The following is a 25,319-nucleotide window of genomic DNA, read 5'->3' as shown; positions in this document are numbered from 1 at the left end:
GCGGCCCCCGTTATGTTCCCAGGCATGTCGACTCCACCCGACACAGGAACAACACCGCAGCCGCCGGCCGGCACGTCGGGGCGGTTCGGTCTCGCTCTGTTGGTCATCTGTGGGGCACAGTTGATGATCGTTCTCGATGCGACGATCGTGAACGTCGCGCTGCCGAGCATGCGTGACGATCTCGGGATCAGCGAGGTCGACCTGCCCTGGGTCCTGAACGCCTACACCCTCGCGTTCGGTGGCCTGCTGATGCTCGGCGCCCGGGCGGGCGACATTCTGGGCCGCCGCCGGATGTTCGTGGTCGGTGTCCTGCTGTTCGCCCTGGCGTCGCTGGTGGGCGGGTTCGCGACGACCCCGGCCTTTCTCTACGTCGCCCGGGTCGTACAGGGGGTCGGCGGCGCGATCGCGGCACCGGCGGCACTGTCGCTGGTGACGACCACCTTCCCGGAGGGCCAGCAACGGAACCGGGCGTTCGGCATCTACGCCGCGATGTCCGGATCGGGTGCCGCGATCGGGCTGATCCTCGGCGGCATCCTCACCGACCTGCTGTCCTGGCGCTTCGTCCTGTTCGTGAACGCGCCGATCGGCCTGCTCGTGGCCCTGCTGGCGCCGCGGGTCCTGACCGAGGCACCCCGGCGGACGGGAACGTTCGACCTCCCCGGCGCGGTCGGGGTCACCGCCGGTGTGACGGTCGGCGTCTACGGCCTGACCAGGACGACCACCCACGGATGGTCGGACGCGCTGACTCTGCTCTGCCTGATCGGCGGGGTCGCGCTCCTGGGGCTCTTCCTCCTCCGGGAGGCGATGTGCCGCGAGCCGCTGGTTCCGCTGTGGCTGTTCCGGAACCGGGATCGCGGCGGCGCCAATCTGATCATTCTCGCCGTCGCCGCGGCGATGTTCGGTGTCTTCTACTTCCTCACCCTGTTCGTGCAGGGCGTGCTCGGCTACAGCCCGCTCCAGACGGGCTTCGCCTTCCTGCCCGTCAGTATCGCGATCATGGTGGCGGCGGGAGTCTCCGGCCAGGTGCTCGGCCGGTTCGGGGCGAAGCCGTTGCTGGTGATCGGCCCGCTGATCGCGGCGGGGGCGCTCTTCTGGCTGTCGACCCTGTCGGCGGACTCGTCCTACCCCACGTTGCTGCTGCCCGCGACGGTGCTGTTCGGCTTCGGGGTCGGGATCTCGTTCGTCCCGCTCACCGCCGTCGCGGTTGCCGGCGTGGACGCGGCGGACGCCGGCCTGCCCTCCGGTCTGCTGAACACCACCCAGCAGGTCGGCGGTGCCATCGGGCTGGCGGTTCTCGCCACGGTCGCCAGCACGGTGGCGAACAACCACGCGGCGGACGCGGCCAGCGCCGCCGGGTCGGCCAGGCCCTCGCCTGCCGCGATCATCGAGGCCTCGGTCGCCGGGTACGCCGACGCCCTCCTGGTCGGGGCGGGGATGTGCCTGGCAGCGATGCTCGCCGGGCTGTTCATGATCACGTCGGCCGCCGGCCGGCTGGAGTCGGCCGGTGCAGCCGAGGGCGCATCCCAGCCCGTTCCCGGCCACGTCTGAACTGACGGCGTCGGACGAGAGCCGGCGGTATCGGAACCAGCGGGGCGTCTGAGCCGACGGCAGACGGTGCCCGGCCCGAGGAAGGGCCGGGCACCACGCGCCGGTCAGGTGCGCCGGCCAGCCTCGGTCATGGTGTCGACGCCGGGCATCTCCTCGAGCCCGGAGGTGACCTCCGGGCTCACGCCGTCGGCGAGGTCGGAGCGCAGCGGGGTGACCGGCTCGGCCGTGATCGTCTCGGTGTCGGCGCTGGCCAGGTAGCGGCGCGCCGCGACGGCGGCGGCCGCGCCGACGCCGATGAGGAACAGCGTCACGACTCCGCGCCGCCGGCGGCGGTGCACCCGGGCGAGCTTCACCTCGGCCTTCTCCAGTCGCTTCTCCAGCAGCTCCTGAGCGCGGTCGGCCCGCTGGCGGGCCTTCGACTCGGAGCGGACGGCCTTGCGCGACCGCGACTTCTCCAACCGGAGCTCGGTCGCCATCCGCGCCCGCTCGGCCGACAGCTCCGCGCTGGAGCGGGCCTTCTCGATCCGCCGGGCCGTCCGGCCCGACACCGCCGACGCCTTGCCGACGGCGAGCCCCGCGGCCTTGCCGGCAGCCTTGCCCGCGGCCGTCCCCCCGGCGCCGGAGACGTCGGAGACCCGGTGCACGAGTGTGCTGCTGGCGTCACGGGTGGCGTGCGCCGCCGAGCCCGCGGTGCTGCCGGCCTTCAACGCGGCTTTCGACGCCGCCGCGCCGGCGCGATCCGCCGCGTTCTTCGCCGCGCCAGGGAGCCCGCTCACCGGCGCGGCGTCCGTCACGTGCGCGAGCCTGTCCTTGAGTGTCGTGCTCATGGCATCCCTTCGCTTATTGCGTCGTGGCCTGTCGCGATCCTGGTGCCGGATCGCGCCCGGCGGCCGGCCACGGCTCCACCGGCGTGTGTTGATACGCGCCGTCAAGATCTGTGCAGTGTCCCGTACCCCGTTCGGTGGCTCCTAACAACGCGACGGGACGTCGGGTCGTGTCACCTACCCTTGCGACACATGCCCTGTGCTGTCCCGGGTACCGACGATCACCGTGGTCCCGTGTGGGCGCGGACCGTGGTGCCGCTCGGGTACGGCCCGGGGCCGGGGCGGCGTCCGGCGTGCCTGTCGGGATGTCCGGGAGCCGGCCGCGGGCGGCGCGCCAGGTTCCGGTCGGAGGTGCGGCATACGATCGGGGCCAGGACACGCCGTACGTGCCGAAAAGACGGAGAGAAGAGAGGCCCCATGGCCGAGGAGCTGTACGCGACGGTGCGCACGACTCAGGGCGACATCGAGATCAGGTTGTTCCCGGATCACGCGCCGAAGACGGTCAAGAACTTCGTCGGGCTCGCGACCGGGTCCCGGGAGTGGACCGACCCCGCGACCGGCGAGAAGAAGACCGGTGTGCCGCTGTACAGCGGGACGATCTTCCACCGGGTGATCCCGAACTTCATGATCCAGGGCGGCGACCCGCTCGGCAGCGGCCGGGGCGGCCCCGGCTACCAGTTCGCCGACGAGTTCCACCCCGACCTGCGGTTCGACCGTCCGTACCTGCTCGCGATGGCGAACGCGGGCCCGGGCACGAACGGCTCCCAGTTCTTCATCACCACGGCGGCCACCGACTGGCTGAACCGCAAGCACACGATCTTCGGCGAGGTCACCCGGGGGACGGACGTCGTCGACAAGATCGGTAAGACGTCGACCGGCGCTCAGGACCGCCCCAAGACCGACGTGGTGGTTCAGGAGATCGTCGTCGAACGCCGCCCGGCCTGAAGCGTCGATCATGAGGGCAGGGGCGGCGCGCGCGACCGACCGGGATGATCGCAGGTGCCCGGCGCGGCGGGTCCGGCGGTGACGGACTCGCCAGCGGGTGATCCGACCCGTGCGCCGGAAGGCTCTTCTGATGCGCCCGGGGGTTCCGGTGGGGCCGGTAGTGCCGGCGAAGCCGAGATCCCGCGTCCCGCGTCCCCCCTGCCCGCCGCAGGCGAGCCGCCGCCCGCCGGCGGCCCTCCCAACGGCGGCCCTGCGTCGGGCGGCCCGCCGCACGAGCAGGTCGGATGGCGGCCGGAGACCGGCCCGCCCGCCGGCCACGCCGGGTGGACCCCACCGCCGGCGGGAGCGCCGAGCCTGCCCCACTGCTATCGGCATCCCGAGCGGGAGACGTACGTCACCTGCCAGCGGTGCGGGCGTCCCATCTGCCCGGACTGCATGCGCCCGGCGGCTGTGGGCTTCCACTGCCCGGAGGAGTCCGGCGCCGGCGGTGGCGGGCGCCCCGAGCGGCGCCGAGAGCCGCGGACGGACTTCGGTGGCCGGCCGGGAGCCGGTCGCCGCGGGCTGGTCACCCAGGTTCTGATCAGCCTGTGCCTCGTCGCGTTCGTCCTGCAGGGCCTGCCCGGGCTGGCGCGCGACTCCGGCTCCCTGAACCAGTTCAGCGCCGACTTCCGCCTGTACGGCGTGTCTCTCGCGTGGGACGACCAGTACTACCGGCTCCTCACCGCCGCCTTCCTGCACGTCAACTACCTGCACGTCCTGGTGAACCTGTACGCGTTGTTCGTGCTCGGCTACCAGCTCGAGGCGATTCTCGGGCGGCTTCGCCTGGTGGCCCTGTTCGTCGCCTGCGCCGTCGGTGGGAACACCCTGAGCTACCTGGTGAACGGTGTGTCCGTGAACTCGGTCGGGGCGTCCACCGCGATCTTCGGTTTTTTCGGCGCGTACTACGTGATCGCCCGGCGGCTGCGCGCCGACACGACGCAGATCCTGATCCTGATCGGGATCAACTTCGCGCTCACGTTCACGCTGTCCTTCATCGACCGCTGGGGCCACGTCGGGGGGCTGGCGGCCGGGGTGCTCGTCGGCCTGCTCTACGCCTACGTCCCGCCGCGCCGAACGGTCGTGCAGGCGGCCGGGGTGCTGGCGCTTGTCGGCCTGCTCTTCGCGGCGGCCGTCATCAAGAGCGCGGACCTGACCACCGCCTTCGCCTAGCGGCCCCCTGCCGCCGTCGGGAGTCAGCCCAGGCGGAGGCGGAGTTCCTCGACGGCCTCGGCCACCCGCTCCGGGTCGGTGCCCAGTGCGCGGCGGCTGAGCAGCACGGGCCCGTCGATGGTCTCGATCTCCAGGGTTCGTAGATGAACGAGGCGCCGTCCGTGGGTGAGGGTGCCTGACCGCGCGCCGGTCACCGCGGCCCACGGCAGGTGCCGGCGCCGCAGGCCCTCCATGTAGTCGATCCCGCCGGGGCCGAGCCGCAGCGTCGGCCGGGACACCGCGTCGTTGATCGCGAGCGCCACCAGGCCCAGCCCGACCAGCCCGACCAGCAGCCGTCCCGCGCCGTCAAGGGAGGCGACCCGCCAGGCGAGGTCCTCGACGGCGGCCACAACGAGCAGCACCGCGCCGCCCGCGGCGTAGGCCACGCACCGCCAGAGCGGCGGCGACCAGGAGAGGTCGACCGGGGGCGTGCTCACCCGCCTCACCCAACCACAGGTGGCGCGGGCGTCCCGGCCCCCTGGTGCTCCAGCTCGGCGAGCGTGGTCAGGGCGCGGTCCACGACCTCCAGCCGGGTCAGCTGGGCGGCCTGCCGCCGGATCGCCGCGACCGCGTCCGCGCCGAGCCTGTCCCGCAGCTGCTCAACCAGGTTGTGGACCCGCTCGGCATCCGCTCCGACCACGGCGGAGGAGTCCGGGTCCGCGTCGGCGGCCGTTGAGAGCAGCAGCGCCTCGGCGTCCCGCCCCAACCGGCCGAACAGGTCCGCCACGTTGCGCAGCGTGGTCCACTGCTGCGGCCAGCTACCGGTGCGCAGCCACAGCCGGATCACCTCCGGGTAGTGGGCGGTCGCGGTCACCAGGTCACCCGTCCGCACCGCGGACGAGGCGAGGGTGACCAGCGAGATCCCGACCGCGAAGGTGACGCCGCCGGCGCGGGCCGCGGCCAGGGCACGCTCGGCGTGCCGGCGCGCCGTAACGGGATCGTCGTGGATGTGGATCTCGGCCTGGACGTACTCGACGAACGACCAGATGATCGGCCCTCCCGACGTGCCGACGAGCTGACGTGCCCGCGTGACCAGCGCGTCCGCCCGGTCGGCATCGCCGCCGTAGGCCGCGGCCAACGCCGCGACGGCCATCTCGTTGGCGGCCAGGTCGGCGTCGAGCGCGGCCGCCGCGACGAGGTGGTCGATCGATGAGGCGAACTCGCCCGCGAAGAGGTCGGTCACGCCCAGCGCGTACCGGGCGGTCGCGACACCGGCGTCGTCCACGGCGGTGGCGAGGGCCCGGTCGGCCAGCTCGCGGGCCTTCCCGAGACTGCCGGCCCGCCAGGCCGCGTGGCTGGCCGCGGCGTACAGCAGCGGGGCCTCGGGCAGCTCGGCGAGGCCGGGGTCGTCCGCGGTCTCCAGGGCCCAGGCCCACAGCTCGGCGTTGTTGTGCCAGGCCGCGAACTCCCCGAGATCGATGCTGATCCGGGCCGCCCCGGCCAGGTCGCCGTGTTTCAGCATCCGCTCGCGGCAGGCACGCAGCACGGGCAGCGCGGTCAGGATCCGCCGGCCCCAGCGCGGCCCGTCCGGACCATGCAGGCCGCCCGCCGCCGACCGGGTGAACTCGCGGGCCCACGCCGCGATCAGGATCTGGGCGGTCTCGAGCTCCCCGGCGGCCCGAGCGGCCTCCAGGCCGAACGCGCGGATGCTGTCCAGCATGCGGAACGCGGTGCCGTCATCGGGATGGGCCGGGTCGGTGACCGTTTCCACCATCGACGCGTCGACAAGTGTGCTGAGGGCGGCGATCGGATCCTCCGCCGGCTCGGGATCCTCGGAGCAGGTGACGGCGTCGGCGACGGCCTCCGCGATCGAGAGGTCGAACAGGCCGGGAACCGCCGCCAGGTGGCGGAAGAGACGCTGGGCCTGGGCGTCGAGTAGCCGGTAGGACCAGGCGATCGTGCCGCGCAGGGTGTGATGGCGGTCGTCGTCGACGGGCGGTCGCCGGCCTCGCCCGAGGTCGAGCCCGGCGTCCATCCGCGCGCGCAGGTCGGCCGGGCTCAGCGCCGTCAGCCGGCTCGCGGCGAGCTCGATGGCCAGCGGCAGCCCGTCCAGGCGTCGGCAGATCGCCGCGGCGTCCTCGAGGGCCGTCGCGGGCAGATCCCGGCCGCCCCGTGCCTGGCGTGCCCGGTCGAGGAACAGCCGAACGGCGGCGGCGCCCGCGGGATCGGTGTCCGGGGCGGGCAGCGGCAGCGGCCCGAGGCGGAACACCCATTCCCCGGACGTTCCCAGCGGAGCGCGACTGGTCGCGAGCACCGTGAGGTTGGGTACCCAGCGGAGCAGCTCGCCCACCAGGTCGCGGACGGCGTCCAGGAGGTGCTCGCAGTTGTCGATCACCAGGATCTGCCGGCGGGTCGCCAGATAGTCGATGACCGCGCGGAGCAGGTCCCCTCTGGTCGTGACCTCGAGGGCCTGGGCCAGCGCGAACGGCACGGTCGCCTCGTCCCGGACGGGCGCCAGCTCGACGAGGGTGGCTCCGTCCGGCCATCGTGGGGCGGCGTGGTGCACCAGGTCCAGCATCAGCCGGGTCTTTCCCACTCCGCCGGGGCCGACGACGGTGACGCAGCGGTCGGGGTGCAGCAGCTCCGCGAGCCGGTCCAGTTCCTCCGCGCGGCCCAGCAGCGGGGTGGGCGAGCGCGGGACGCGCGCCCTGGCCGGCCCGGCACCGCGGCCGTCCGGGTCATCCGGCCGCCGTGCCGGTGTCGTGACCGCGGTCACTGCCGGTCTGGCCGTGACCGGCTGGCCTGCCGTTACTGTCGGTCTGGCCGTGACCGGCTGGCCTGCCGTGACCGGTGGGCCGGGCTGGACGGCGCCTGGGACGGGGCCGGCGAGGTCGCCGCGGGCGACCGCGCGTTCGAGGTCGGCCAGCGCCGGCGACGCCTCCAGGCCCGTCTGGTCGGCGAGCCGGCGGCGGAAGTCACGGGCCGCCGCGAGGGCCTCGGGTGCCCGGCCGTCCAGGGCCAGCGCGCGGACCAGCAGTAGCAGCGCCGACTCGCGTAACGGGTCGGCGGTGGCCGCCTGCTCGGCATCTCCGATCACCGCGCCAGCCGGGCCGCAGGCCAGTCGGGCGTCGAGCAGGCCGTCCACGAGCGTCTGCCGCAGCCGGGTGAGCCGGGCCGCCTCGGCGCCGAGCGGACCGGCGGAGCCGAACTCCGCCAGGGCGTCACCGCGCCACAGATCGAGGGCCTGCCGTAGCCGGTCCACCGCGGCGGCCGGGTCTGTGGGGCGCAGCGCGCGGGCCTGGGCGGCGAACGCCTCGGCACGGGTGGCGTCGAGCGCGTCCGCGCCCAGGACCAGGCGGTATCCGGCGCCGTCCCGGACGAGACGGCCGGCCCGCGGCCCCAGATGGCCCCGGACGCGGGAGAGATGGCTGTGCAGCGTGCCGTCCGCCGAGGCGGGCGGGTCGGCGCCCCAGAGCGCGTCGATCAGCGCGCCGGCCCCGACGACCCGCGCCCGCGACATCGCCAACATGGCCAGCAACGCCCGCCGCCGTGCACCGGGGACGTCCACCTCGGCGCCGTCGACACGCAGCCGCATCGGGCCGAGCACGTCGATCTCCACGCCCGTGTCCGCGTCGTCCACGTTGTCGCCCCCCGAATCCCTCGATTTCCGCCCACCGGGACGTTTCCGCCCCCCCGGGACGGCCGTGCATCCGCCGTTCGGTGGCCGTGCATCCGCCGGGACCGTCGCGCATCCCGCGTGCAGGTCCCATTCAAGTCCGTGACCGCAGTCTCAGAGGTGTTCATCACCGGGATCGTCCGGACGGGTGCCTGACACCTCGCCGGCCATCCGACACAGCGAGGAGGCAGCCATGACGAGCACGACCATGACGAGCACGACCATCGAGACGACGGCCGGCGAGACGAGCCGAGAGGCAACGCCCGGGACCACCGACGGGACCGTCCCCGGGAGTGCCCCCGAGACGGCTGGAGCGGCGGTCGCCGAGGCTGGTACGCCCGCGGGCCTGGACCTCGCGGAGGTCGAGCGGTTCACCTACAAGATCGCCCAGGACCAGGCGGTCGCCACCGTGGGCGCGCTGGGCTGGCTCGGCGATCGGCTCGGGCTGTGGGCGGCCCTCGCGGCCGCCGGCCCGGTCACCAGCACGGAGCTCGCGGCGGCGACCGGTCTCGCCGAGCGGTACCTGCGCGAGTGGCTCGCGTCCCAGCTCGCCGCGGGCAACCTGCGCCATGACCCGGCGAGCGGGCGGTTCCACCTGCCCGCGGAATGGGCCGCCGTGCTCGCGGACCCGAACTCGCCGGTGGCCTCGGCCGGCGGCTACGAGTCGCTCATGGGCTTCTACGCGGCCGCGGACCGGCTGGTCGAGGCGTTCCGCACCGGCGGCGGCATCGGCTGGGATACCCACGACCCGCGGCTCTACAGCGGTGTCGACCGGTTCTTCGGTCCGCTCTACCGCGCCAGCCTGGTGAGCGAGTGGCTGCCCGCGCTGGACGGGGTCGTCGAGCGGCTGCGTGCCGGCGCGAAGGTCCTCGACGTGGGCTGCGGCCACGGCACCTCGACGCTGCTCATGGCGGAGGCGTTCCCGATGTCCACCTTCCACGGCGTCGACCCGCACCCCGAGTCGATCCATGCCGCGCGGACGGCCGCCAACCGCGCCCGGGTGGCCGACTGGACGACGTTCTCGGTCGCCCCGGTAACCGGCGACATCGGCAACGGGTACGACCTCGTCTGCTTCTTCGACTCCTTCCACCACGTCCGGGACGCGGTGGCGGCCGCCGCGGCGTGCCGCCGGGCGATGGCGCCGGGCGGCACGCTGATGCTGGTCGAGCCGCGCGCGGGGGACAGCGTGCAGGAGAACACCGACGTCGTCGGGTTGACCTTCTACGCCGCCTCCACCCTGGTGTGCCTGCCGGACGCGCTGTCCCAGCACGGCCACGACCACGACCACGACGGCGACGGCGACGGCGGCGCCACGGACGCGCTCGGCGGCATGGCCGGGCCGGCGCGGCTGCGCGAGGTCCTCACGGCGGCGGGGTTCGGCTCCGTCCGGGTGGCCGCCGAGACCATGGTGAACATCGTCGTCGAGGCCCGGTCGTGACCTCCGGGCCGGCCGCGACGGAGGCCGCCGCTCCGGTCGATCCCGAGGTGGCGGCGGTGGTCCTCGACCTCCTCACCGCGGGCCGCGCCGCGGCGGCACCCCCGGTGACCGCACCGGCGGGGGCGCCGTCCCCGGGACCGTTGCTCGGCGTCTGGGCGCACCCGGACGACGAGACCTACCTCTCCGGGGCGCTGATGGCCACCGCCGCGCATCTCGGCGCCAGGGTCGTCTGCGTCACCGCCACCCGCGGCGAGCTGGGCGGGCCGGTCCCGCCCGGCTCGCCCCCGGGGCTGACCCTCGACCGGCTGCGGGTGGCCGAGCTGGCCGAGGCGCTGGACGTCCTCGGGGTGCGCGAGCAGGTTCTGCTCGGACTCCCCGACGGCGGCTGCGCCCAGGTCGCCCAGGCCGCCGCGGCGGGCCCGGCCGGCCCGCCGGGCCCGGCCGGCCCGGTGGAGCGGATCGCGGGCATCATCCGTGAGCTCCGTCCGGCGGTCGTCGTGACGTTCGGGCCGGACGGGTTCACCGGCCATCCGGACCACCGCGCCGTCTCGGCCTGGACCACCACCGCGTTCGCGCGGGCGGCCCCGGACGGCGCCCGCCTGCTGTACGCGGCCGCGTCGACCGACCACCGTGAGCGGACGAGGGACGTCGACGAACTCCTCGGCATCGCGGTGGATGGCGCGGACCTTGACGGCGACGACGGCCCGGTCGTCCCGCCAGGCGCGCTCGCGGTACGGCTGAACCTGGCTGGACGGCTGCTGGAACGCAAGGTCGCCGCGTTGCGGGCGCACGCCTCGCAGACCGCGGGCGCGCTGGCGGCGCTGGGGCCGGACCGGTTCGCCGGTTGGGTCGCGGAGGAGGCCTTCGTCGACCATCGCGGCCGGGTGTCACCTTGACTGTCGCCTTGGCGACTCCCCGGCAGGGGGGCTTGCGCACCACGGCCCGACGGCTACCATTCGCGTTCTTAACTTTACTTAAAGTAGCGACACGGTTGCCCTGATCCGTCGGTGACGGCGTCCGGTCGCACGCGACGGCGCCGCGCGGGCGGCGCGGGTGAAGGGGGAGCGGTGGCGCACACACCGACGCGGCGTGGCGGGGGCAGCCCGTTCCCGCCGATCGCCGAGTACGGGTTCCTCTCCGACTGCGAGACGAACTGCCTCGTGGCGCCCAGCGGCAACGTCGAGTGGATGTGCGTGCCACGCCCGGACGCGCCGAGCGTGTTCGGTGCCGTCCTCGACCGCTCGGCCGGCGGGTTCCGCTTCGGCCCGGACCGGACCTTCATTCCGGCCGGCCGGCGGTACCTGCCCGGCACGAACGTCCTTGAGACGACCTGGCAGACGCCCACGGGCTGGCTGATCGTCACCGACTGCCTGGTCGTGGGCCGCTGGCACCGGACGCACCGGCGCTCCAAGACGCACCGGCGCACCCCGGGCGACTGGGACGCCGACCACGTGCTGCTCCGGCTGGCCCGCTGCGAGCACGGCGACGTCGACCTCAGCCTCGTCTGCGAGCCCAACTTCGACTACGGCCGCAGCCCGGCGTCCTGGCGGTACGAGGATGAGGACTACTCGACCGGGATCATCACCCACGACTCCCCGGCCGGCGACCCGGCAGCGGGCGTCGCGCTGCGGCTGCGCACCGACCTGCGGCTCGGGTTCGACGGCCGCCGCGCGCTGGCCCGGACGACGTTGCGGGAGGGCGACACCGCGTTCGTGGCGATGACCTGGCGGGCCGAGGACCCGCTGCTGCCCGGCAACTATCCGCAGGCCTGCGCCGCCGTCGACAGCACCACCGAGTTCTGGCGGCAGTGGCTTTCACGTGGGCGGTTCCCCGACCATCCGTGGCGCCGGCACCTGCAGCGCAGCGCACTGGCGCTCAAGGGCCTCACCTACGCCCCGACCGGGGCGCTGCTCGCCGCCGCGACCACCTCGCTGCCGGAGACGCCGCAGGGCGAGCGCAACTGGGACTACCGCTACAGCTGGATCCGGGACTCCACGTTCGCCCTGTGGGGCCTGTACACCCTCGGGCTCGACTACGAGGCCAACGACTTCTTCTCCTTCATCGCGGACGTCGCCGAGCACGCCGACGACATCCAGGTGATGTACCGGGTCGGTGGCGAGCCGAAGATCGACGAGGAGATTCTCGGGCATCTGTCCGGCTATGACGGCGCCGTCCCGGTGCGGGTCGGTAACGAGGCGGCGAAGCAGCGCCAGCATGACGTGTGGGGGGCCGTTCTCGACTCGGTCTACCTGCACACCCGGTCGCGGGACTATCTCTCGGAGCGGCTGTGGCCGGTGCTGGTCCGGCTGGTGGAGGCGGCGGCCGCGCACTGGCGGGAGACGGACCGCGGCATGTGGGAGGTCCGGGGCGAGCCGCGGCATTTCACCTCGTCGAAGATGTTCTGCTGGGTCGCGCTGGACCGGGGGCGCCGCCTCGCGCAGATGCGCGGTGACCTGCGAACCGCGGGCCGCTGGGACGACATCGCCGACGAGATCCACGCCGACGTGCTCGCGAACGGCGTCGACCACCGCGGTGTCTTCACCCAGTACTACGGCTCGACGTCGCTGGACGCCTCGGTGCTCCTGATGCCGCTGCTGGGTTTCCTGCCGTCGACGGACGACCGGGTGAAGGCGACCGTGCTCGCCATCGCCGACGAGCTGACGGTGGACGGCCTGGTGCTGCGTTACCGGACGGACGAGACCGACGACGGGGTCGAGGGCGAGGAGGGCGCCTTCCTCATCTGCTCGTTCTGGCTCGTCTCCGCGCTGGTGGAGATCGGTGAGCTCACCCGGGCCCGGCAGCTGTGCGAGCGGCTGCTGAGCCTGGCCAGCCCGCTGGACCTCTACGCCGAGGAGATCGATCCGGCCGACGGTCGGCACCTGGGCAACTTTCCGCAGGCCTTCACCCACCTGGCGCTGATCAACGCGGTCATGTACGTGATCCGGGCCGAGTCCGGGGAGTCCTTCACCCGCTCCTAGCCGCCGGGGCGCTGAGGCGCCGCCCGGCTCCGGCGCGCGGGACCGGGCACCGGGCACACAACCACCCGGATGGGGGGTCAGAACCCCGATATCCACATTGTGGACAACGGTTGTGGATGAATGACAGCTGTGCAAGTCGCGCCTGTGTCAGGGTGCCTGGCGGACCGGTCCGCCAGGCACGCCGGGCGCTGCCTGGAACCGGCCGGTCAGCGCCACTGGGTGGACACGGCGAGGCCCACGACGACAAAACCGAAGCCGATCAGGATGTTCCAGCCGCCGAGGCTCTCCATCCCCAGCACGCCGCCGTTCGAGAAGTAGTACACGAGCAGGTAGGCGATGCCGATCAGGAAGAACGCCAGGATCATGCCGCCGAACCATGGCGGTGACGGCGGCTTGCGCTTCGGTGCGCGCGTGCTGGTCTGCGGGGCCGCCACCGTGGTCTTCTTCGGCTTCCGGCGTCGGGATTCGGGCACTGCGGGCTCCTCGTGACCAGGTTCTCACGGTGCGCCGACCAGGCCGCCGGGCCGGCACCGTCCAAATGTTCACCACCAGCGTAGACAGTGCACCGCCACGGACGTGGTGACGGGCGCTCCCGCCGCGCCCCGGCGCGCCGCGAGTGACCGCCCTGGCAGCGGAGCGTGGTCCGCGGCGTACCCTGCGGCGGGGGACGATCGCGGCACCCGGGCCTTGCCCGGCGGTGGCCCGGCACGGAAGGCCGGAAGCACGACGGACGAGACGGACGAGACAGAAGGGCCGGCGCCCACGCCGGCGGCGCGGCGGCGGGCCACGGCCTGGCGGATCGCGCTGGTCGGCCTGGTCGTGGCCTGCGCCGCGCTGCTCACCGCGGCGGCCGTGCGGCCATCGGCGGGCGGGCGCGTCGGGGGCGCCGGGGTCGTCAGCGTCGCCGGGCTGGTCGCCCAGGACCGCCGCCGGGTGGACGCGGAACTTGACCGGCTCCAGACCGAGCGCGAGGCGCTGGCGGCGAACCCGGCATCGTCGGCGGTCCCGGCCGCGCCGGCCACGACGCCCACACTTCCCAAGCCGGCGGTGGATGATCCGCTCGACCGTCGTGCCGCGCTCGCGGCCCAGGTGGGGCTCACCGCGATGCGCGGGCCGGCGGTCACGGTCGAGCTGGACGACGCGCCGCGGGAGAGCCGGGGCCGGTCGCTGCCCCCCGGCGTCCCCCCGCCCGGCCCGAACGACCTCGTCGTGCACCAGCAGGACGTCCAGGCGGTCGTGAACGCGCTGTGGGCCGGTGGCGCCGAGGCCATGGCCATCATGGATCACCGGGTGACCCCGCGGACGGCCGTGCGGTGCGTGGGGAACACGCTGCTGCTGGAGGGGCAGGTGTACTCACCCCCGTTCCGGATCAGCGCGATCGGTGACCCCGACGTGCTGCGGGCCGCGCTGGACACCGACCCCGGCGTCCTGCTCTACCGGGAGTACGTCGACGCCTATGGTCTGGGGTACCAGGTGACGTCCGGCACGGACGTCGTCCTGCCCGCGTACGCCGGGAGTCTGCTGGCGGGGCCCGGGGCGGTGGCCCGGCCCGCGTCCGGTACCCCGTCGGCGCCCGGCGGCCAGTGATCATCTGATCGAGTGATCGTTTCGGTTGCCCCGTGGGGTCAGGCAGGATGGAGCCAGCACCCGAGGGCGCGCCGCGCCCGGTGTCCGGCTCCCCGCCCAGGCGGATGACCTCACCGGGTGCCGTGCTCCGGGGAGGCCCGATGCGGATCCTGGTCGTCGACAACTACGACTCGTTCGTGTTCAACCTGGTGCAGTACCTGGGCCAGCTCGACACCGAGTGCGTGGTGCGCCGCAACGACGAGGTCGAGCCGGGCGACCTCGACGAGCTGGGGGCCGACGGCGTCCTGCTCTCGCCGGGGCCGGGCACCCCCGAGGCGGCCGGGGTCAGCATCGCGATGGTGCGGGCCTGCGCGGCGCGGCGGCTGCCGCTGTTCGGCGTGTGCCTGGGCCACCAGGCACTCGGTGTCGCCCACGGGGCCACGGTCGACCGGGCGCCCGAGCTGCTGCACGGCAAGACCTCGGTGGTCCACCACGAGGGCGTCGGCGTGCTCGCGGATCTGCCCTCGCCGTTCACCGCCACCCGCTACCACTCGCTGGCGGTCGAGGAGAGCACGCTGCCGGCGGAGATCGAGGTGACCGCGCGCACCGACAGCGGGGTGGTCATGGCGATGCGGCACCGCGAGCTGCCGCTGGAGGGTGTCCAGTTCCACCCCGAGTCGGTGCTGACCCAGGGCGGGCACCTGATGCTCGCCCGCTGGCTGGAGATCTGCGGCGACGGCGGCGCGGCCATGCGGCTCGCCCCCGCCCTGGCGGCTGAGGTCGAGACCCTCCGCCTGGCCGCCTTCGCCTGATCCTTTCCGCCGGCCCCACCCGCCCTCGCGGCGGGCTGGGCGGGCGGGGGATCAGCCGTTACTCAGAGGAGCGCTATCGGTTCAGCGCTCCCCGCAGGGGCCCGGCGGCACCGGGCTGCTGGCCGTTCGTCGGCGTCCCGCCGCCGGTCGGCGGCGTGGTGGTCGCCGGCGGGGTCGTCGCCGGTGGGGTCGTCGGATCGATGATGACCGGTGGAGTATCGGTCGGCGGCGCCGTGGTGGCGGTCGCCGGCGGGGTGGTCGGCTGCTGGTTCTCCGCCGCGATGAAGATCTTCACCTTCGAGCCGCGGTTGACGGCGCCGCCGGACGGGCTCTGGTCAGTGACAGTGCCTGGCTGCTGGGCGTTGTTGACGACGGTCTCCTGGACGGCGGTGAGGCCGTACCGCTGCAGCTCGGAGATGGCCGCCTGCGCTGCCTTGCCTGTCACGTTGGGCACGTTGACCGTCGAGCTGACCACCCAGATCGTGACCGAGCTACCGGAGTCGACCGGGCGCCCGGCCTCGGGTTCGGTCTTCTCGACCTTGCCCACACCCTGGTTCGCCGCCTCGTAGTACTGCATCGGCGACGCCTGCAGCCCGAGGGCGGTCAGCGCGTCCGTCGCCGCCTGCTGGGTCATGCCGGCGAGGCCCTGCGGGACGGTCACCTGGCCCGGCGCGATCGCCACCGTGATGGAGATCGTGCCGTCCGCCGCGATGGTCTGGCCCTCGCCCGGGGAGATCTCCAGCACAGAGTTCGGGGCGACGTCCGTGCTCTCCTGGGTCTGCTTGTCGAAGCGCCCGGTGAAGCCCTCGCTCTGCAACCGGCCCACGACGGCGTCGTAGGGCTGGCCCTTCAGCCCGGACGGGATGGTGACCTGTGCCCCGGCCGTGTCGTCACCGCCGCTCCCGCCGCCGAGCAGCGAGGAGGCGAGCAGCGCGACCACCACGAAGACGACGACCGCGCCGAGCCCGGCGAGGACGAACTTCCAGGTCGACGAGCCCTCGCGGTCCCGGTCGGTGCCGGCGCGGTGACCGGGGGGGCCGGCGTTGCCGTAGCGGTCGACGGGCCCGGTCTGGTCGTAGCGGTCGTAGGGCTCCCCGCGCACGCGGGTCTGCTCGCCGTAGCCGTCGTCGTAGCCGCCCGGCTCGTCGTAGCCGTCGTCGTAGCGGCCCTGGTAGCCGCCGCCCTCGTACCGGTCGTCGTAGCCGCCGCGGGAGCGGCCGAGCAGCGCCGTGCCGGCCGTGCCCGCTCCCGCACCGCCGAGCATCGTCTCGTCGCCCGCGCCCATCATCATGGCGTGGACGCGGTGCCCGCTCAGCGCGCGCTCGAGGTCGTCGCGCATCTCGCCGGCGGTGGCGTACCGGTCGTCGGGGTCCTTCTCCATCGCCTTCAGGACGACCGCGTCGGCCTCGGGGGAGATCCGGGAGTCGTGGCTCGACGGCGGCGGCGGGATCTCCCGCACGTGCTGGTAGGCGACGGCGACCGGGTTGTCGCCGCGGAACGGCGGCTCGCCGGTCAGCAGCTCGTAGAGCAGCACGCCGGTGGAGTAGACGTCGCTGCGGGTGTCCACCCGGGCGCCGCGGGCCTGCTCGGGGGAGAGATACTGCGCCGTGCCGATCACGGCGGACGTCGCGGTCATGTTCGACGTCGTGGCGGTGGTGGCGCGGGCGATGCCGAAGTCCATCACCTTGGCCGAGCCGTCGGAGGCCAGCATCACGTTCGCGGGCTTGATGTCGCGGTGGATGATGCCCATCCGGTGGCTGTAGTCCAGCGCCGCGCAGACCTCCGCGGTGACCTGCATGGCGTGCCGCTCGTCGAGGGCGCCCTGCGCCTGCAGGACGTCCCGCAGGGTCTGGCCCTCGATGAACTCCATGACGATGTACGGGAGCTGGGTCCCGTTGATGACGTCCTCGCCGGTGTCGTACACCGAGACGATCGCGGGATGGTTCAGTGAGGCCGAGGACTGCGCCTCCCGGCGGAACCGGGCCAGGAAGGTCGGGTCGCGGGCGAGGTCGGCGCGCAGCGTCTTGACCGCGACCTCGCGGCCCAGCCGGATGTCGCGGCCCCGGTAGACCTCGGCCATGCCGCCGTAGCCGATGCAGCCACCGAGCTCGTAGCGCTCACCGACCAGTCTCGGTTGAGCTTCGTACCTGTCAGTTACATCCGTCACAGGTTGTCACCCGTCGTCGGCTCTGCAGCGCCGGCCACCACCGTGCCAGCCGCCTCGCCGGCCGGGCCGACGATCTCACCCTCCGCGGGTGTGAGATATAGCACATTCGACGTGGCGGCTGCCCCGTCCTTGGAGCCGCCCGCCTCGGCGACGGTGCGAGTGATCACTGCTACCACCAACACGGTGAGGATCAGCAGCGCGATGAGTACCGGCAGCGGGAGCCGCCGGCGCTGGGCCGCGGCGCCCGGCCGGCGGTGCGCGATCCGGCCACCCGGCCCGTCGCCCGGCGGGTCCGACCAGGACGGCGACGGCTGGTAAAGCGTGTTGGCCGGATCGCCGGGCCCGCCGTCCCGGTGCCCGCTGCCGTCCCGGTGCCCGCCGTCGTCCCGGCCGCCGTGCCACCCCGGGCCGTGCTCGCCGCCGGGCGGATAGTCGTTGCGGTAGTCGGAGGGATTGCGGTAGTCGGACGGGTTGCGGGGGTCGGACGAGTAGTCGCCCGGCCCGTAGAGCCGTCCCGGGCCGCCGCCGCGCCCGGCGCCCGGGCCGGAGCCGCCCTGCCCCGGGGAGGGCTGCAGGGCGGTGGCCGGCATGCCGGGTGCCGCGGCGGTCGGGTCCGCCGGTGGCGGTTGCTGGGTCCAGGACGCGCCGCCGGAGCGGTTCCACGACGGCGTGCGCGGGGCGGTCGGCGCCCGCGGGGGCACCGGCCCCAGGTGCGGTGGCGCGGGTGGCGCGGGATGGCGCGCGGTGGCGTCCCCGGCACCCGGGGTGCCGCTCCACCGCCCGGCGTCGGAGTTCCACAGGCTGCGCCGGATGCTGGCCGCCGAGCGGGCGAACGCGCCCGCCGAGCTCGGCCGGCGCGAGGCGTCCTTCGACATCGCCGACTCGACCAGGGCCCTGACCTGGTACGGGATGTCCGACGGAAGCGGTGGTGGCGTGTCCTGCTGGTGGGCCATGACGACGACGATGGGGTTGCGGTCGTCGAACGGCCGCCGCCCGGCCAGGCACTCGTAGGCAACCACGCCGAGCGAGTACACGTCGCTCGCGGGGGTCACCGGCCGCCCGGACGCCTGCTCGGGGGAGACGTAGTACGCCGTCCCCATCATGATCCCGGTCGCGGTCAGCGGGGCCGCGTCGACCGCGCGCGCGATGCCGAAGTCGGTCACCTTCACCGCTCCGTCGGTCCGGAGCAGCAGGTTGCCGGGCTTGACGTCGCGGTGGACGACGCCGAGGGCGTGCGCCGCCTGCAGCGCGTCGGCGGACTGGCCGAGGATGTCGAGCATCCGGTCGGGGCTCAGCCGCTTCTCCCGGTGCAGCAGCGCGGAGAGCGGCTCGCCCTCCACCAGCTCCATCACCAGGTAGGCGGTCGGGTAGTCGTCGGCGGTGGAGACCTCGCCGTAGTCGTACACGGAGGCCACACCGGGGTGGGACAGCCGCGCAGCGTGCCGGGCCTCGCCGCGGAAGCGCACCAGGAACGACTCGTCACTGGCGTACTCGGGGCGCAGCAGCTTCACCGCGACGGGACGGCCGAGCGTCTGGTCGAGGCCACGCCAGACCTCGCCCATCCCACCGGTCGCGATGCGGCCGTCCAGGCGGTAGCGGTTGTCGAGCACGGTGTTGGGGGAGGCGGCGCCGGCGAACGGCTGCGACGGCGACGGGCTGTTGGCGGATGTGCTCATCGTTGCGTGTCCAATGCGGCCTGCATGACTTCCTTGGCAACGGGTGCTGCGACGGCGCCGCCGGTGGCGAACTCGCCGCCGCCATCCTCGACGATCACCGCCACCGCGACCTTCGGGGCACTGGCGGGAGCGAAGCCGACGAACCAGGTGTGCGGTGGCTCGCCGGTGCCGTGCTCGGCGGTGCCCGTCTTGCCGGCGACGTCCACTCCGTCGATCTGGGCCCTGCGGCCGCTGCCCGACGTCACGACACTTTCCATCATCGTCGTGAGCTTGGCGGCGACCTCGGGTGAGACGGGCTTGTTCAGTTCGGTCGGTTCGGTGTGGTCGAGCCGCTTGAGATCCGGCCCGCGCAGTTCGGAGACGAGATAGGGCTTCATCCGGACACCCCCGTTGCCGATCGCCGCCACCACCTCCGCCATCTGCAACGGGGTGACCCGGACGTCGAACTGGCCGATCGCCGACTGCGCGGTCTGCGCGCCGTCGAGGTCGGACGGGAAGACGCTGCGGGCCTGCTGGAGCGGGAAGTCCTCGATCGTCGAGTTGAAACCGAACGCCTCCGCCTGGGCACGGAGGACGTCGTCGCCCAGATCGATCCCGAGCTGGGCGAACGCTGTGTTGCAGGAGATGGTCAATGCGTGGGTCAGGGTATCGGTCCGGCCGTCCCCACAGCGTTCCCCCCCGAAGTTGGGTAGCACTGTGGTGCTCTGCGGGAGGGTGAGCTCATCCGGTGCGGCGACCCGGGTCTCCGGCTCGGTACCGTGCGCGAGCGCCGCCGCGGCGGTGATCAGCTTGAAGGTCGAGCCGGGCGGATAGGTCTGCTGCGCGGCGCGGTTGAGCAGCGGCTGGTCGCTGTTGGTGGACAGCTGCTGGTAGGCGTCGGTCGCCGCCGACTCGTCATGGGTCGCGAGCGTGTTCGGGTCGAACGACGGGGTCGTGACCATCGCCAGGATCGCCCCGGTGGACGGGTCGAGCGCGACGACGGCGCCCCGGCGCCCGTCGAGCGCGTCCATGGCCGCCTGCTGGACGTGCGGGTCGATGGTCGTCACGACCGTGCCGCCGCGCCGCTCCTCCCCGGTGAACAGGTCGGTGACCCGGCTCGCCAGCAGCCGGTCGTCGTCGCCGGAGAGGAAGACGTCCTCGGAGCGCTCGAGGCCCGAGGCCGTGAACAGCGTGTAGTAGCCGGTCAGGTTGGCATAGAGCTGCCCGTTCGGGTACTGCCGCTGGAACTTGTACTCGTCGTCGACCGGGACGGACGTGGCCAGCACGGTCTCGCCGGCGATGATCCCGCCGCGCTGGCGCTCGAGGCGCTCGGTGATCTGGCGGGCGTTCGTCGGCTCGGTCTTGAGCCGGTCCACCTGGCCCACCTGGATCCAGTTGGCGTTCACCAGCAGCGCGGCGAACAGCACCATGCAGGCGAGGGCGACCTTGCGAACCGGGGTGTTCACGTGGTCTTCACCACCTGGGTGGGACTCTCCGCCACGGCGTTCGGGTCGAACAGCGGGGCGTCCGGGACGGGCTCCTCCAGGCGCCGCGCGGCGTCGCTGATCCGCAGCAGCAGCGCGATGATGGCGGCGTTCGCGACGATGGACGAACCGCCGTAGGAGACGAACGGAAGCGTCAGGCCGGTCAGCGGGATGAGCCGCATGACGCCTCCGACCTGCACGAACACCTGCAGCGCGACGGTCGCGGAGAGGCCGGTCGCCAGCAGCTTGCCGAACGGGTCCTTGGCTCCGAGCGCCGCCCGGATGCCGCGGGCCGCCACGAGCGCGTACAGCAGCAGGATCGCCATCACGCCGGTCAGCCCGAACTCCTCGCCCAGGCTGGCCATGACGAAGTCGGTGTTGGCGAACGGAACCCGCTGCGGGCTGCCCTGGCCGATCCCGGTGCCGGTCAGCCCGCCCGCGGCGAACCCGTAGAGGCCCTGGACCAGCTGGAACGACGTGCTGGACGGGTTGTTGCCGTCGAAGGCGTGCAGCCAGCCGTCGACGCGGACCTGGACGTGGCTGAACAGGCTGTGCGCCACCACGGCGCCGAGCATGAACAGGCCCAGGCCGATCGCGACCCACGACACGCGCTGGGTCGCCACGTACAGGATGACCAGGAACATCCCGAAGAACAGCAGGGACGAGCCGAGGTCCTTCTGCACCACCAGGACGCCCAGGCTGGCCAGCCACGCCACGAGCACCGGCCCGAGGTCACGTGCCCGCGGGATCTTCATGCCGAGGAAGGACCGCGACGCCAGGGAGAGGACGTCCCGCTTGTTCTCCAGGTAGGCGGCGAAGAAGATCATAAGGGCGATCTTCGAGACCTCGCTGGGCTGGAACGAGAACGGCCCGACCTGCAGCCACAGCCGGGCCCCGTTGATGGTGGCCCCGATGCCGGGCGCGATCGGCAGGACCAGGAAGACCAGGCCTGCCAGGCCCAGCGTGTAGGCGTAGCGGGACAGCGCCCGATGATCGCGCACGACCGCCAGAACCATTACGAACACGACGATCGCCAGCAGAGTCCAGACGAGCTGGGTCTGCGCGGCGCCGGTCGGGATCGGGTTGCCGGCGCGCCGGGCGCTGTCGGCCTTCGCCAGGTCCAGCCGGTAGATCATGACCAGGCCGATCCCGTTGAGCGCCGCCACCACCGGGAGCAGCACCGGGTCGGCCGCCGGCGCGAACCGGCGGACGGCCAGGTGCCCCAGCGCCCACAGCGAGAAGAAGCCGAGACCGTAGGTGAAGACCTGGAAGCCGATCGTCCCGTCGTGGGCCAGCATCAGCGCGGCCAACGCGCCCGTCGCCAGCACGCCGGCGTAACCGAGCAGGAACAGCTCCCGGCGGCGGTACGGCGGCAGCTCGAGCCCGCTCGGCAGCGGGAACCCGGCGAACGTCGCCGTCAGGTCCGCCGACCTCGGCCGGCGCAGCGGGGGAAGGGTCATTGCGCGTCCGGACTCACGGGGACGGCGTCACGCCCACCCCGGGGCAGCCCGGTGGCGGCGCGGCGCCGGTCACCGCGCCCAGGCACGTGGGGTCGACGGTCGGGAGCGGATCCGACCTGGACGTCTTCGCATCCGGCGCCCGGGTGGGGGACGTGGTCGGCGCGGTGTCGGTGGTCGAGGCGGCCGGGGACGCCGTGGGCAGGTCGGCCGCGATGCGCTGGGCCTCGGAGAGGTCGTCGGCCTCGATGCCCTGGCGCACGGTGTCCTGGAAGGGCTCGTTGACCTCGGACAGGAGCTGGTGGCGGGAGCGCACCGTCGAGAGCGAGATGCCCGCGATGCTCCCCTTCAGCCCCTGGAAGACCGCCACGTGATCGTCGTCGACGCCCACGTAGTACTGGCCGCGCACGTACGTCCAGCCGGCTGCCGCGCCGGCGACCACCAGGACGAGCACGACCGTCGACATGAACAGGCGGCGCCGGCCGCCGTGGGCCGTGCCTCGTTCGGGGTCGTCGTCGGGATCGTCGTGGCGGTCGCCGGAGCCCCGGCGGTGGAAGCCCGGCCGACCGATGCGGGCCGCCTTCGCCGCCGCCGACTCGGAGTCGGTGTTGCGCGGGTTGGGTCCGGTGCGGGCCGCCGCCGCCCCGGGGACCACGCGCTTCTCCGCGGCCGCGCCCGCCACGAGCGGGGCGTCGTCGTCGAGGTCGTCGTCGATGACGTCCGCGACCACCACCGTGATGTTGTCCGGGCCGCCGCCCTTGAGGGCGAGCTCGACCAGGCGGTCCACCACATCCTGCGGCGCAGGAAGCAGCAGCGCCTCCAGGATCGTCTCCTCGCTGACCACCCCGGACAGGCCGTCGGTGCACAGGAGGTAGCGGTCCCCGTCGACGGCCTGGCGCATCGAGACGTCCGGCTCGACCTCGCGGCCGTCGAGCGCCCGCATCAGCAGCGACCGCTGCGGATGGGTGTTCGCCTGCTCCGGGGTGATCCGACCCTGGTCGACCAGGTCCTGGACGAGGGTGTGGTCATGGGTGATCTGCGTCAGCACGCCGTCGCGCAACAGGTACGCGCGGGAGTCGCCCACGTGCAGCAGGCCGAGATGCTCCCCGGAGGACAGCATCGCGGTCACCGTGGTGCCCATCCCGTCCAGGGAGCTGTTCTCCATCGCCATGTCGCGCAGGCGACGGTTGGCGTCCCGGACGGCGTCGGACAGCTCCTCGAGCAGGTCTGTCGCGTCGAGGTGCTCGTCGAGTTCGGCCAGCCGGGAGATGACGGTCGAGCTCGCGACCTCCCCGGCGGCGTGGCCGCCCATACCGTCGGCCACCGCGAGCAGGCGGGCTCCCGCGTAGGCGGAGTCCTCGTTCCCTTCTCGGACGTGCCCGACATCCGAGCGGACGGCGAAGTGAAGCCTGAGGCTCACCGGTGAAGCTCCAGGACCGTCTTCCCGATCCTGACCGGCGCGCCGAGAGGTACCGGCATGGGACTCGTCACCTTCGTGCGGTTGAGGAATGTGCCATTGGTCGAGCCGAGGTCCTCGACGAACCACTGTCCGTCGTGAGGAACGAGTCTCGCATGCCGTCCTGACGCGAAGTCATCCTCGAGGACCAGAGTCGAGTCCGGTGCCCGTCCGATGGTGATTGCCTCGGGACCTAGTGGGATTGTTGTGCCGGCAAGATGCCCTTTTGTGACCACGAGCCGGCTCGGAGCCGGGTTGATGGGTGGCGCGGGGGCTGGGCGTGGGCTCTGGCGTGGCGATCTGACACGTTCGGGACGCCCCCCGGGAGTGGGGGACGGTGCCCTCGCGACTACTGGCTGGCGTCGCTGCTGGCGCTTGGTCGGCCCGAACATGTCCAGGCGGACAGCTCGGATGGCGACCAGGACGAACCCCCAGAGCAGCGCCAGGAAGCCGATCTTCACCAGCAGGAGGACGAGCTCGCTCGGCGCGGTGGGATCCATCGGCTACCAGCCCCTGCGCCGGCGGTCGTCGCCGGGATGGTTCGCCGCCCGGCTGGGCAGGCGGGTCTCGGCGTCGTCGAAGCCGTCGAGAGGCTCCAGCGCCTCGAGGCCGTCGTCGGCGCGCACGGGCGGGCGCTGGCGTGGATCGGTGGACGAGCGGTACATCTCGTCGGCGGGACCGCCCGCGCCGCGCGCGCCGGCACGCGGTGGCTCCCCGCGGTGACCGCGGCCCGGATCGGGCCTGCCGGCCCGCCCGTAATCGGGCTCCCGGCCCGGCCCGGGGGCCCGCCGGCCGCCGTCACCCCGCTCCCCGCCCTGGCGCGCGTTCGGCGGCGGCGTCGGCCCGGGGCGGCCCCGGGCGGGAGCCCCGTCGTCGCGGAAGCGGGGCGAGGGCCCCTCGCGGTAGCCGTCCGGCCGGGGCCCGGCGGCCGGCCGGGCGGGCGGGCGGGCGGGCGGCTCGTCCCGGAAACGCGCGGACGGCCCCTCGCGGTAACCGTCGGGCGGCGCGCCCGGATCGTCGCGGAAGCGGGGCGACGGCCCCTCGCGGTACGCGTCCGGCCGGTGGTCGCCGGCGGACCGGCCGGGCGGGTCGTCCCGGAAACGCGGAGACGGCCCCTCGCGGTAGTCGCCATCGCGTGGATCCCGGCCGGGGCGGTCGCGGTAACCGGGCTCGCGCCCGCCCGGACCACCCGGCTCCGGGCGGGCATAGCGGTCGTCCGGCGACGGAGTACCCCGGCGGGTCGACGGAGTCGGCTGGCGCGGGTCGAACGGCGGCGGCGTGCGGTGATCCGCCGGAGGCGGGGTCGGGCGGCCCGGCGGCGGTGACGAGCGCGCCGGGACCGGCGTGCGCGGCCCACGCGGGCCGGTTGCGCCGCGGGCCTCCTCACGCCGGAACTCCACGACCGCGGTCCCCAGCTCGATCCGGTCGCCGTTGACAAGCTTCACCTGCGTCGCCGCGCGCCCGTTGACCAGGCTGCCGTTCGTGGAGCCGGCATCCACGTACAGGAACTGCCCGTCAGGCAGGCGGCGGATCTCGCCGTGCCGCCTCGAGACGCCCGTGTCGTTCAGTCGGATGTCGCACTCGACGCTGCGCCCGATCACCGTGGTCTCCGCGTCCAGCGGGTACTCCCGCTCGCCGCTGCCCGACCCGCCCGGCGCGCGTGTCGTGATCAGTAGATGCGGGGTACCCGGCGCCGCCGGCCGCGGCCGGCGGCCACCGACCACCGCGGGATCCGCGGAGGCCACACTGCTGCGGATCCGGAAGACGCCGATGTCGAGATCGGCGGCCTCCGCGAGTCGGACAGTCACCGGGCCGACGAAGGTGTAGCGCTGCTCCGCGGCATGCTCACGGACCATCTCCGCCAGCTCGTCACAGAGCGCCCGGGTGTAGGGGGCCAGCCGGGCGAAGTCGCCACCAGCCAGCTCGACGGCGAACTCGTTCGGGACGAGGACACGGTTCGAGCTGTTCGCACGCCGGTCGTCGGTCTCGCGAGCCAGGGCGCTGGCGATCTCGACGGGTTCGACCCCGCCTTTGAAGACCTTCGCGAACGCACCCTCGACGAGGCCGCCAAGGCGCCGTTCGAAGCGCTGCAGCACGCCCATGCCCGACCTCCCTTCTCCCGGTC

19 protein-coding genes are annotated in these 25,319 nt (G+C 73.5%); 8 read left to right on the top strand and 11 right to left on the bottom strand.

The annotated features are described in order from the left end of the window. Positions 1–12: 12 nt before the first annotated feature. Complete coding sequence (locus AC559T_RS18515; protein WP_498869546.1) at positions 13–1,548, top strand: MFS transporter; 1,536 nt, start codon at positions 13–15, stop codon at positions 1,546–1,548. A 104-nt stretch (positions 1,549–1,652) separates the two neighbouring features. Here the strand turns inward: AC559T_RS18515 and AC559T_RS18510 are convergent, their stop codons facing one another. Then, a complete protein-coding gene (locus AC559T_RS18510) occupies positions 1,653–2,375 on the bottom strand; it encodes a hypothetical protein (protein WP_071063995.1) in 723 nt (240 codons plus the stop codon). Between the two features lie 414 nt (positions 2,376–2,789). On the opposite strand from AC559T_RS18510, the gene AC559T_RS18505 reads away from it, so the two are divergent. Further along, a complete protein-coding gene (locus AC559T_RS18505; protein ID WP_498869545.1) occupies positions 2,790–3,317 on the top strand; it encodes a peptidylprolyl isomerase in 528 nt (175 codons plus the stop codon). 435 nt (positions 3,318–3,752) lie between these two features. Further along, complete coding sequence (locus AC559T_RS18500) at positions 3,753–4,526, top strand: rhomboid family intramembrane serine protease (RefSeq protein WP_112107961.1); 774 nt, start codon at positions 3,753–3,755, stop codon at positions 4,524–4,526. Positions 4,527–4,549: 23 nt separating this feature from the next. Here AC559T_RS18500 and AC559T_RS18495 read toward each other — a convergent pair whose 3' ends face one another. Further along, complete coding sequence (locus tag AC559T_RS18495) at positions 4,550–5,002, bottom strand: PH domain-containing protein (RefSeq protein WP_498869544.1); 453 nt, start codon at positions 5,000–5,002, stop codon at positions 4,550–4,552. 5 nt (positions 5,003–5,007) lie between these two features. Next, positions 5,008–8,145, bottom strand: a complete 3,138-nt coding sequence (locus AC559T_RS18490; RefSeq protein ID WP_498869543.1) for an AfsR/SARP family transcriptional regulator — start codon at positions 8,143–8,145, stop codon at positions 5,008–5,010. Between the two features lie 229 nt (positions 8,146–8,374). Here AC559T_RS18490 and AC559T_RS18485 point away from each other — a divergent pair, with 229 nt between their 5' ends. From AC559T_RS18485 to AC559T_RS18475, 3 genes are all read left to right on the top strand, one after another. Next, positions 8,375–9,619: a class I SAM-dependent methyltransferase gene (locus AC559T_RS18485; RefSeq protein WP_498869542.1), complete on the top strand. Its 1,245-nt coding sequence runs from the start codon at positions 8,375–8,377 to the stop codon at positions 9,617–9,619. Beyond that, positions 9,616–10,515, top strand: a complete 900-nt coding sequence (locus AC559T_RS18480) for a PIG-L deacetylase family protein (RefSeq protein ID WP_498869541.1) — start codon at positions 9,616–9,618, stop codon at positions 10,513–10,515. The genes AC559T_RS18485 and AC559T_RS18480 overlap by 4 nt, the downstream gene beginning before the upstream one ends. Positions 10,516–10,686: 171 nt before the next feature. Then, positions 10,687–12,597, top strand: coding sequence for a glycoside hydrolase family 15 protein (locus AC559T_RS18475; RefSeq protein ID WP_071063985.1), 1,911 nt, complete (start codon positions 10,687–10,689; stop codon positions 12,595–12,597). Positions 12,598–12,803: 206 nt separating this feature from the next. Here the strand turns inward: AC559T_RS18475 and AC559T_RS18470 are convergent, their stop codons facing one another. Then, the gene (locus AC559T_RS18470) at positions 12,804–13,070 is read right to left on the bottom strand and encodes a cell division protein CrgA (protein WP_112107966.1); all 267 of its coding nucleotides are present in this window, start codon (positions 13,068–13,070) and stop codon (positions 12,804–12,806) included. Between the two features lie 103 nt (positions 13,071–13,173). Between AC559T_RS18470 and AC559T_RS18465 the strand changes: the two genes are divergently transcribed. Then, positions 13,174–14,184, top strand: a complete 1,011-nt coding sequence (locus AC559T_RS18465) for a DUF881 domain-containing protein (protein ID WP_498869540.1) — start codon at positions 13,174–13,176, stop codon at positions 14,182–14,184. Positions 14,185–14,324: 140 nt separating this feature from the next. After that, positions 14,325–14,975, top strand: coding sequence for an aminodeoxychorismate/anthranilate synthase component II (locus tag AC559T_RS18460; RefSeq protein WP_071064030.1), 651 nt, complete (start codon positions 14,325–14,327; stop codon positions 14,973–14,975). Between the two features lie 73 nt (positions 14,976–15,048). Here the strand turns inward: AC559T_RS18460 and pknB are convergent, their stop codons facing one another. Genes pknB through AC559T_RS18425 form a run of 7 tightly spaced genes read right to left on the bottom strand, consistent with a single transcriptional unit; the run spans position 15,049 to position 25,296 of the window. Continuing rightward, positions 15,049–17,142 (bottom strand): Stk1 family PASTA domain-containing Ser/Thr kinase, encoded by a 2,094-nt coding sequence (gene pknB / locus AC559T_RS18455; protein ID WP_498869539.1) that lies wholly within the window; start codon positions 17,140–17,142, stop codon positions 15,049–15,051. Next, positions 17,139–18,818, bottom strand: coding sequence for a serine/threonine-protein kinase (locus AC559T_RS18450; protein WP_498869538.1), 1,680 nt, complete (start codon positions 18,816–18,818; stop codon positions 17,139–17,141). The genes pknB and AC559T_RS18450 overlap by 4 nt, the downstream gene beginning before the upstream one ends. Further along, positions 18,815–20,263 carry a peptidoglycan D,D-transpeptidase FtsI family protein gene (locus AC559T_RS18445; RefSeq protein ID WP_112108763.1) on the bottom strand — a complete coding sequence of 483 codons (1,449 nt, stop codon included), beginning with the start codon at positions 20,261–20,263 and terminating at the stop codon, positions 18,815–18,817. Before AC559T_RS18445 ends, AC559T_RS18450 begins: the two co-directional genes overlap by 4 nt. Next, positions 20,260–21,741, bottom strand: coding sequence for an FtsW/RodA/SpoVE family cell cycle protein (locus AC559T_RS18440; protein WP_112108762.1), 1,482 nt, complete (start codon positions 21,739–21,741; stop codon positions 20,260–20,262). The genes AC559T_RS18445 and AC559T_RS18440 overlap by 4 nt, the downstream gene beginning before the upstream one ends. Positions 21,742–21,754: 13 nt before the next feature. Then, the gene (locus AC559T_RS18435) at positions 21,755–23,158 is read right to left on the bottom strand and encodes a PP2C family protein-serine/threonine phosphatase (RefSeq protein ID WP_012157582.1); all 1,404 of its coding nucleotides are present in this window, start codon (positions 23,156–23,158) and stop codon (positions 21,755–21,757) included. Then, entirely contained in the window at positions 23,155–23,694 is a 540-nt protein-coding gene (locus AC559T_RS18430; protein ID WP_083391044.1) for an FHA domain-containing protein FhaB/FipA, read from the bottom strand. The genes AC559T_RS18435 and AC559T_RS18430 overlap by 4 nt, the downstream gene beginning before the upstream one ends. A 3-nt stretch (positions 23,695–23,697) precedes the next feature. Further along, entirely contained in the window at positions 23,698–25,296 is a 1,599-nt protein-coding gene (locus tag AC559T_RS18425; RefSeq protein ID WP_498869537.1) for an FHA domain-containing protein, read from the bottom strand. Positions 25,297–25,319: the final 23 nt, after the last annotated feature.

Origin of the sequence: Frankia sp. Hr75.2, assembly GCF_949319125.1 — a bacterium.
Lineage (GTDB): Bacteria > Actinomycetota > Actinomycetes > Frankiales > Frankiaceae > Parafrankia > Parafrankia soli.
This window is presented reverse-complemented; position numbering and strand designations above follow the sequence as displayed.

Bases quoted from the DNA above. Each gene is read 5' to 3' on its own strand.
- AC559T_RS18460 (WP_071064030.1), top strand. From the start codon at position 14,325: ATGCGGATCCTGGTCGTCGACAACTACGACTCGTTCGTGTTCAACCTG.
- AC559T_RS18510 (WP_071063995.1), bottom strand. From the start codon at position 2,375: ATGAGCACGACACTCAAGGACAGGCTCGCGCACGTGACGGACGCCGCG.
- AC559T_RS18425 (WP_498869537.1), bottom strand. From the start codon at position 25,296: ATGGGCGTGCTGCAGCGCTTCGAACGGCGCCTTGGCGGCCTCGTCGAG.
- AC559T_RS18515 (WP_498869546.1), top strand. From the start codon at position 13: ATGTTCCCAGGCATGTCGACTCCACCCGACACAGGAACAACACCGCAG.
- AC559T_RS18485 (WP_498869542.1), top strand. From the start codon at position 8,375: ATGACGAGCACGACCATGACGAGCACGACCATCGAGACGACGGCCGGC.
- AC559T_RS18440 (WP_112108762.1), bottom strand. From the start codon at position 21,741: ATGACCCTTCCCCCGCTGCGCCGGCCGAGGTCGGCGGACCTGACGGCG.
- AC559T_RS18430 (WP_083391044.1), bottom strand. From the start codon at position 23,694: ATGGATCCCACCGCGCCGAGCGAGCTCGTCCTCCTGCTGGTGAAGATC.
- AC559T_RS18500 (WP_112107961.1), top strand. From the start codon at position 3,753: ATGCGCCCGGCGGCTGTGGGCTTCCACTGCCCGGAGGAGTCCGGCGCC.
- AC559T_RS18450 (WP_498869538.1), bottom strand. From the start codon at position 18,818: ATGAGCACATCCGCCAACAGCCCGTCGCCGTCGCAGCCGTTCGCCGGC.
- AC559T_RS18505 (WP_498869545.1), top strand. From the start codon at position 2,790: ATGGCCGAGGAGCTGTACGCGACGGTGCGCACGACTCAGGGCGACATC.